This is a genomic window from Vreelandella glaciei, from assembly GCF_013415125.1.
GTDB classification, from domain to species: Bacteria; Pseudomonadota; Gammaproteobacteria; order Pseudomonadales; family Halomonadaceae; genus Vreelandella; species Vreelandella glaciei.
On record NZ_JACCDE010000063.1, the window covers coordinates 1 to 8,074 of the forward strand.

At 52.8% G+C, this 8,074-nt stretch carries 8 protein-coding genes and 2 pseudogenes; 3 read left to right on the forward strand and 7 right to left on the reverse strand.

Going from position 1 to position 8,074, the window contains the following annotated elements; translation table 11 throughout:
* Positions 1-459 precede the first annotated feature (459 nt).
* From HZS80_RS22900 to HZS80_RS22920, 5 genes are all read right to left on the reverse strand, one after another.
* A complete protein-coding gene (locus HZS80_RS22900; RefSeq protein WP_179917426.1) occupies positions 460-780 on the reverse strand; it encodes a DUF427 domain-containing protein in 321 nt (106 codons plus the stop codon).
* A gap of 206 nt (positions 781-986) precedes the next feature.
* On the reverse strand, positions 987-2,036 hold the full coding sequence (locus HZS80_RS22905; protein ID WP_179917427.1) for a DUF2235 domain-containing protein: 1,050 nt from the start codon (positions 2,034-2,036) through the stop codon (positions 987-989).
* A 368-nt stretch (positions 2,037-2,404) separates the two neighbouring features.
* Entirely contained in the window at positions 2,405-2,587 is a 183-nt protein-coding gene (locus HZS80_RS22910) for a homocysteine S-methyltransferase family protein (RefSeq protein WP_281662227.1), read from the reverse strand.
* Positions 2,502-2,930, reverse strand: coding sequence for an APC family permease (locus tag HZS80_RS23760; protein WP_340162627.1), 429 nt, complete (start codon positions 2,928-2,930; stop codon positions 2,502-2,504). Before HZS80_RS23760 ends, HZS80_RS22910 begins: the two co-directional genes overlap by 86 nt.
* Before the next feature lie 286 nt (positions 2,931-3,216).
* Complete coding sequence (locus HZS80_RS22920; RefSeq protein ID WP_179917428.1) at positions 3,217-4,008, reverse strand: 2OG-Fe dioxygenase family protein; 792 nt, start codon at positions 4,006-4,008, stop codon at positions 3,217-3,219.
* A gap of 266 nt (positions 4,009-4,274) precedes the next feature.
* On the opposite strand from HZS80_RS22920, the gene HZS80_RS22925 reads away from it, so the two are divergent.
* Complete coding sequence (locus HZS80_RS22925) at positions 4,275-6,140, forward strand: putative bifunctional diguanylate cyclase/phosphodiesterase (protein WP_246362497.1); 1,866 nt, start codon at positions 4,275-4,277, stop codon at positions 6,138-6,140.
* Positions 6,121-6,476 (forward strand): annotated as a pseudogene (locus HZS80_RS22930) (ATP-binding domain-containing protein); the annotation flags it as partial. The gene HZS80_RS22925 and the pseudogene HZS80_RS22930, both read left to right, overlap by 20 nt.
* 131 nt (positions 6,477-6,607) lie before the next feature.
* On the opposite strand, the gene HZS80_RS22935 reads toward HZS80_RS22930, so the two are convergent.
* Both HZS80_RS22935 and HZS80_RS22940 read right to left on the reverse strand, forming a co-directional pair.
* Positions 6,608-7,240 carry a LysE family translocator gene (locus HZS80_RS22935; protein WP_179917429.1) on the reverse strand — a complete coding sequence of 211 codons (633 nt, stop codon included), beginning with the start codon at positions 7,238-7,240 and terminating at the stop codon, positions 6,608-6,610.
* 250 nt (positions 7,241-7,490) lie between these two features.
* Positions 7,491-7,730 (reverse strand): hypothetical protein, encoded by a 240-nt coding sequence (locus HZS80_RS22940; RefSeq protein ID WP_179917430.1) that lies wholly within the window; start codon positions 7,728-7,730, stop codon positions 7,491-7,493.
* On the opposite strand from HZS80_RS22940, the pseudogene HZS80_RS22945 reads away from it, so the two are divergent.
* A pseudogene (locus HZS80_RS22945) lies at positions 7,728-7,954 on the forward strand (ATP-binding domain-containing protein); the annotation flags it as partial. The gene HZS80_RS22940 and the pseudogene HZS80_RS22945 sit on opposite strands and share 3 nt — an antisense overlap.
* Positions 7,955-8,074 lie beyond the last annotated feature (120 nt).

Sequence of the window (8,074 nt, forward strand, 5' to 3'; positions counted from 1 at the left end):
GTTGTCGGTATCCCATGCTCTGCTTCACTTTGGTAGGTAAGGCAGAGAGGGTACCGGCGCTGGCCCTCCTGCCTCTACCTTGTGATCCAAAGTGCTGCGCTTATTCTATGAATCCAGGTTTGCATTTAACAATTTATTAGTGCGCATGCTTTATTTTCTGACAACCAGAACCTTAACCATTCTCCTGTAATGCATTGAAATTTATAAAAATAAAGCTTTTCTTTGTATTATTCTTTGCCAGAAAAATGCGCACGCAAGTCAACATTATCGCTATCCTTTCAAAATTGCATACGAGGACAAAAGCCATCCTCTGAGTCATTGTTTTAATTTAGTTAGCAATATATTTTTTCAGAATTATGAGCACTCATATTACAAACCAAATTGAAAAAACGCGCATTGCGTGCTATGGGCTACCGTAAAATATGGCTATTGCGGAAGTCCGCTTTGGGTTGAAAAGCGTCATCCGCTCACTTCCTCAGAAAATGCCACCTTGCCTGCAATAGCTTCCATACCTTCAATCGACTCCTCATAACTCCAAGCAATATCCCAACTCTCACCAAGCGAGAAATACACCGCATGCCCTTTAAAAGGGCAATAAGTAGAGGTTTCTGAAAGGGTGAGTAAATCCATCCGCACGTCTTCACGTGGGAAATAGTGCCGTGGCGGGTAGCCACGTTCGCGAAGTTCAAGCGTATTGGTGGAGTCGGCTAGTAGAATGCCATCAGCCTGCACTTGCATGCGCTGCTTGCTTGGGTGAAGCGTTATGCGGGCATTCTGCATCGTATTGTCCCTGCGGCGTTTTTCGCTCTAATGCTTCGATCCTAGCAGTTAGATTATGTTAAGCCTACTTTGAATACTTAGTTTTTAGTCGATAGTGGACACTTCGTGACTTGGGTCAGTCATCGCTTCCACGCGACCACTTATGGCACCTGGGTGAATGCGGCATAGCGCCAGCTCGTAGCCTGCGAGTCAAAAGTGCCCGCCCCCTACTCCTCCGGTGGGGAAAGGTGGGCATCGGTCAAGGTACGTGGCCGGTACTCACACGTTGTATCGGCCCAGCGCTTCCAAACACTCTCATCGACTGAAATATTCACCGCACACTGCCCTGGCATCACTTCCGAATATTGTCGGTAAAATCGGCCGTCAGTGGTGTTTCCAAGGCGTTTGTATCGGGCGTAGAACCCCTTCAGGAAATCAGAAAACGAATCTTTTGGTGCTGTCTTCCAGGCATTCTCTGCAACATCAAAGGGTGCCAATTTTAAGCCTGCCTTTTGCGCCTTGGCTAACATCCAGCTCAGCGATATATCGGCCAGTGTGTCGTCAGCGCCATAGCCGCCGCCTACATTGGCGTGGGCGCCGATAAACCAGCACTGCTCTACATCGCGATTGCCTGTTTTCTGCTTGCCATCCTTGCTTGTCCAGAGCGATACGTTATAGGTCGCTCTGTGTTCGTCCAGCGCGACCGCTTGATAGGCACGATCGACAATGCTGGAAAGCTCGGTATCGTGCCAATCGTATTTGCTTTTGAACAGGTTGGTTCCGGGTACGCCCAGTGCGCCAACAGTATCCCACACACCAATGAAATGAATCCTGGGCTGGCGGCTGAAGCTCTCCTTGAACCCTGTGCACACCTCAGAATCGGGGTGCAAATCGCGGTTTCGATAAATACTTTCGGCCTTATCGAGCAACCCTGGCGTGACGACATGCACTAGCCCGCATTTACGAATCATCCCCACCAGGCTTCTGGCGGTGTAGGCACCACGGCTAAACCCGAATATCCAGATCTCATCGCCTTCACTGTAACGCCTTGCCAGCCAGTCATAGCCTTCCTGTAGGTTTGTGCTCAACCCGTAACCGAAGGCTCCGCCGGTAAAGCGCTGAAACTTGGATGTCCCTACTCCGGGGTTGTAATAGAACCGTTGCCTAACACCGTCATTATCATCATGGATCAACCGGGTAATACGATAAACATTGGTTTGGTCTTCAGGGTCGTTCCACGTCCCATCAAATAGCAGGATCAGTTTTTGTTTTGTCATTGTGTTCCCCATGATGATGCGCACCTTTGAACAGTGCTCATTACCACTGACGATAGACAGCGAAAACGTTATCCATCCTTGGGCCTACAGAGCGCATCCGGCAGCCTCAATATTACTAAACTAATGTTAGTCGTAAATTCATCCCTATGCCTGTCGGTATTACCTGGTCGACGAAGCACGCGCCACTAAATGAGTGGTTGGGCGGGGTGCAGCCCTCGCTAAGGGCTGTGTTCAGCGTTAGGAAGCCGAAAAGCGCTTTGGAAAGCAAACGCAGCGGTGCCTGTAAGCTGATTGCGGCTATTGAAGAGCTGCCCATAGAGGAAATCGAGAAGTTACGGCCAGAGACTCAGCATTGAGACCTTAATAAGTTACCGTGACCTCCGCCATTGGGCCAGCGCTTGAATATCCTCTGGTGTCGTCCGGCAGCAACCGCCAATGCCTGACGCGCCTGCTGCCAGCCATTGCTCAACCCCTTGTGCCAACCCGGAAATATCCGCAGCGGTATGATCGCATTGGGCCGGGTGCCAGGTTTTGGTTACCGCGTCGTACACTTCCCCAGAGTTGGGATAGACCAATGAAAGGCACACCGAAATAGAGCGCAACGCGTTGATGCGGGTCGAAGGCAATGCCAATGCACGCGGCCAGACAGGCTGCAAACGCAATAATCGGCACCCAGGGATAGAGCGGCGTGCGATAAACCAGATCCTTCAGTTGCCCGCCTTCACGCAGGTAGTGGCGCCGGAAGTTAAACTGGCTAAGCGCAATCGCCATCCAGACCACCACCACGGCCAAGCCGGAAATCGAGACCAGCACCAAGTAGACGGTTTCAGGGGCATAAACGCTGGAGAACAGCGCGCCCAGGCCGCCGACCATGCTGAATAGCAGGGCATTCATCGGAATGCCACTCTTGTTGAGGCGGCCAAGCGACTTCAGATTGCTGAGGCGACTGGGTTATCGGTTGACGATATCGCTCAACTGCGTTTCGAAGATAAACACTAAAATAAAAGCCGAGCGATGTTAGTACTGCTGCTCATGATCAGCATAGCGGCGGTGGGCGCATCTGTTCCCTATTCACTGCAGCAAACAACCAACCTCTTAATTGAGGATTCGGGTGAGCAAAACGCCCCCGGAGTTCCGGGGGCGTGGGTGTTGCTAGGTTCTCAATTTACCGAGAGTGTCATTAGCTCTCATTGAGGACCGCTTCCGGGAAGTGGCGACGTAACATCCGGTTCTGGAAGTCGTCCACGAAGCGGCTGTTGATGATGATGATGAACCGTTCGAAGGGTGCCTCGCTGTCGAGCTGTTCGATCCCATCGACACTGTGGAATAGCCGGTCATCGTTCAAATGAAGGATATCACCGGGATTCAGGGTGATATCGACCAGGAGTTGGGTGCCAGCCTTGTCTGCGTAGAGGTGGTTTTCGGCGCCCGCCACGTTTTCCCGATTGAGGACCAGAATGCTTAAGGCCTTGCAGCCATCGGCATGAATCCCCTGCCCCTGAAGGGGGTCGATGCTACCTTCTCCACGAACCCCGGTGATCTGCATCAGAATGGGTTCGTGCGCACCGATACTCCACAGTCTTGCCCAGGCGCGAACGAAGGCCCTCACATCGGGGCGTGCCATGAACTCCCGAGTCAGCGGATCATAGTACCGCAGACGATCCGCCATGCTTTCCGCGTCGTTGAAGGCTCCCCCCTGGGCCATCGGGCAGTGGCCCATATCTTCGACATCTCCCTGATCATTCAGGGCGAGCCATGACATCCGCTTCCATCGCTGGTTCACATAGGGATCGCGCGGCAGGTCAGCGGTAAACCCCTGCCAGGCGGTCAGATCGATCCGCTCCCGAATATCGGTTTTCGCCCAATCCTGATGCCTCAGCGCCTCGGTCACTCCCGGATTCCAATAATCGGCGAGTGAATCGGCAGGCATGGAGGTGAGGTCGAAACCATGCTTGAGAGTATCGAGTTTCATGTTGGTATTCTCCTGTTAACTGGGCGGAATTGCCCGGTGTTGCCGGTGTAAACACTTCGGTCAACAGGAGAAAAATGAAAAGATTTGCAAGGATATGTCAAAGAAATGTACTTAAAAAGAGTGATTTTTTTGAAAACAGGATCAGACCGCTGATGAGGTATATGTGTAGGTTATCTCCTACAAATAGGTGTAGGATCATCATAACGAAATGCCTATTGTTGCCATTATGATGGCTCTTGACAGTGTTTTTTCTTTAAGTGGATCCCATGACTGCTAGTGATTCCCGACATCACAGAGATCCGGAACGCCTGAAGGAGAACCGCAGGGAGTTTTCCGGTGCGCTCGTATTGGCGGTGTCAAAAACACCTCCAACGGATGGCATCGATTCGCATGATGCCAGCAGGGAAGAAGTCGAGTTAGTACGCCGCCAGTATCTGGAGAGTGAGCAGCGATTCCGCGCCCTGCTGGAGAGTCTGCCGAAGGTCGCGGTTCAGGGGTATGATCGCGATCGGCGAGTGATTTACTGGAATGAGGGTAGCACTCGTCTCTATGGCTATACCGCTGAGGAAGCCCAGGGACAGTTACTGGAAGATCTGATCATTCCTGCCTTCATGCGTGACGGGGTGATCCAGGCGCATTGTGCCTGGATCGAAGACGGGGTCGATATACCCGCTGGTGAACTCGAGCTCAAGCACAAAACCGGTGAACTGGTATCGGTCTTTTCGCAGCATCTGATGCTCAATGAGCATACCGACTCACCCTTGATGTTCTGCGTGGATGTTGATCTTTCCGACCAAAAGCGCGCCCACCGTGACCTGGAATTCGCCACCCGTTTCGACAGGCTCACCCATCTCCCTAACCGCCAGACCTTCGAAGTCGACCTGGACAGTCTGTTGGATTCCTGCCGACGCCAGGGCAATGGCCTGGCAACCATCTACCTAGACATCGATCACTTCGTCGAGATCAATGATGCCCTTGGCTATGATCAGGGCGATCGCCTGCTCATTGAGCTTACTCGGCGACTGAAAGAGTGCCAGCGAGTCACTGACCTGGTGTCCCGTGTCTCTAGCGATGAATTCGTGCTGGCCTTTCCCGGCGTCCACTTGGCCCCCGATGTCAGACGGATCGTTCGTCATGTCCAGAATGTCTTTCGGGAACCTTTCGTCTTGGATGGTCGGGAGCGTCAGGTCACGGCCTGCCTAGGTGTGGCGCTCTTTCCCGAGAATGGTGAATCGTCACGCGAATTGATCCGTAATGCCGATGTTGCCAAGAATCGTGCCAAGCTGGATGGTCGGGGTGCTGTACGTTTCTTCCAACAGAAGCTCCATGATGAGCTGGTTCGCCAACACTATCTCTCGGCGCGACTCGAGGAAGCTCTGGATAACGGTGAATTCTCCCTCCACTACCAGCCCCAGGTCTCGGCGGCCAGTGGGCGAATAGAGAATCTCGAGGCCTTGTTACGCTGGGAGCCTGCCGAGGGCCCGCCGATCTCGCCTGTCGAGTTTATCCCGCTGGCCGAGCGTTCCGGTGTGATCCATCGTCTGGGCGACTGGGTCATCGAAGAGGCTTGCCGCCAGCAGGTGGAATGGCGTGCCAAGGGATTTCATGAACACCGCATCGACATCAATGTCTCGGGGCGTCAACTGCTGCGTACCGATGCCCTCAAGCGCTTCGAGGACTCGCTGCAGCGTCACGGCTTAGGTCCGCGGGATATCGGCATCGAATTGACCGAGAATGTCCTGATCGAAGCCGAAGAGACCGTCCTCGAGGACCTGTGGCGCCTCTATCATCGCGGTATTCGCATTGCTATCGACGATTTCGGGATCGGTTATTCCTCCCTGAGCTATCTCAAGCACTTTCCCGTCACCGCCCTGAAGATCGATCGCTCCTTCATCCACGACGCTCCCACACAGCCGAAGGATAGGGCCATCATGGAGGGTGCTATCTTCATCGGTCATCGGTTGGGATTGGAGGTGGTGGCCGAGGGCGTCGAGAACGCCGAACAGTTGTCATTGCTTCGTGAAATGCATTGCGACCTCGTCCAGGGTTTCTTCTTCTACCGTCCGATGCCTGCCAAGGAAATCGACCGCCTGCTGGGCGGTTTCGTGCCTAGTGACGATGGCGATGCCTGACCCTCGCTCTTCCTCAGGAGCGCCAGGAAGATCGCTCTTAAGAGTCGCCTTTCCGAACAGCGACCCGGAAAACCCCATCCATTGGGTGCTGCCTTCCCGCCTGCACGCGGTAGAAACCGTGTTCGCGATGACGGTACACAAATCCCAAGGCTCGGAATTTCAGCACATCGCCCTACTGCTACCGCAAACGCCCAACCCAATCCTCACCCGCGAGCTAGTCTATACCGGCATCCCCCCGCCCGCGCCTGGCTTACGCTGATCGAAGCCAAACGCGGGATATTGAATAATACGGTGACTAGGGAGGTTGTGAGGGTAAGTGGGGTGGAGAGGATCTAATCTTTGCTATCACCTGTGATACCACCGGAGCGAAGCAAAGATTTTTACACATGCTGCATGGCTCAGTTATTGCAGAAGCTCACTTACTGGGTGCAGCTATTTTGTTAGCTTTAAAATCGGATAGAGCACTACTAACTCGGACTGTTGCGAGCCAAGAGAGCGCCTGCACCGATCATCAAAATGCCAGTAACCCAATCCCACCACTGCCTTATGTGCGGTCTACTTAATGCCCGCGCAACGCGCTCCATAATTATGATAACGCCCCACCACCATGCGATACCAATCAACACATCAAGCACGCCGAGTATAAAAATTTGCTGAACTGCACCGACCGCCGGATTGATAAACTGGGGTAAGACACTTAGGAAAAAGATGATTGCCTTTGGATTAAGCAAATTGCACAAAAAACCATGGGCAAAAGCACGGCTTCGGCTAGCAACCTCAATTGCCTCTTGTCCATCTGCCTGTTCACTGCGGTGCTGGCTACGACTGCTATACAGAACCGTTAGTCCCATCCAGATCAAATAAGCTGCACCTATCCACCGAATCAGCATAAACAGCTCGGCGGAGCGGGCCGCAATGGCCGAAAGACCCAGAGCAGCCATCAGCATATGTATACAGAGTCCGCTTTGGGCACCCAGCGCGGCTGCGAACCCAAGTCGACGATGCTTTACTGCATACCGACTGACTAGCAAAAAATCCGGGCCAGGAATCAAATACGCCAATAATACGACTGCGACGAAGCCCATAAGCTCAATACCCATCCACCCTCCTTCTATTTATTAAATCAAACTAAACCGCCTAGTATTGAGCTAACGATCAGCTTAAGAGATCGCGAGAGCGCTTAACGTACCGGTCATCAGCTACAAGGATTTGTCAAAACGATCCACCCTCCAGCTATCGCCTCCACGCCCTTAAAGGGTAGTTGCATATCATTTGGCTGACGCAATGGAGCTAAATGATCAGCTCATTTATGGTCGTTAGCTTTGCCTTATCCTTCCGGTTGCCTGAGTTTTAAAAATTAGTCAGGTTACAATAACCGCTGCGCCAATGAAATCCGCCATGCGTAAAGGCCCCGCATAGTATTAGATAAGCGAGTAATACGCCGAAGAACGGATTAAGAAGGTGGTACTTTGATGCCATCGCGGTGCCGCTAACCCGAATCAGCCCAAGCCAGAGGTTCATACCAGCAATAGTAACGGCAAGCAGCAGATAAACATTGAAAAATAAACCATCGTTATTGTCGTAGCGCATGCGGTGGAAACCGTGTTCGCAGTGACGGTACACAAGGCTCGGAGTTTCAACACACCGCCCTACTGCTACCGCAAACGCCCAACCCGATTCTCACCCGCGAGCTGGTCTACACCGGCATCACCCGCGCCCGCGATTGGCTAACACTGATCGAAGCCAAACGCGGGATATTGAATGATGCGGTGACGAGGGAGGTTATGAGGGTTAGTGGGATGGAGAGATTGTAATCCTGGATTCATAGAATAAGCGCAGCACTTTGGATCACAAGGTAGAGGCAGGAGGGCCAGCGCCGGTACCCTCTCTGCCTTACCTACCAAAGTGAAGCAGAGCATGGGATACCGACAACT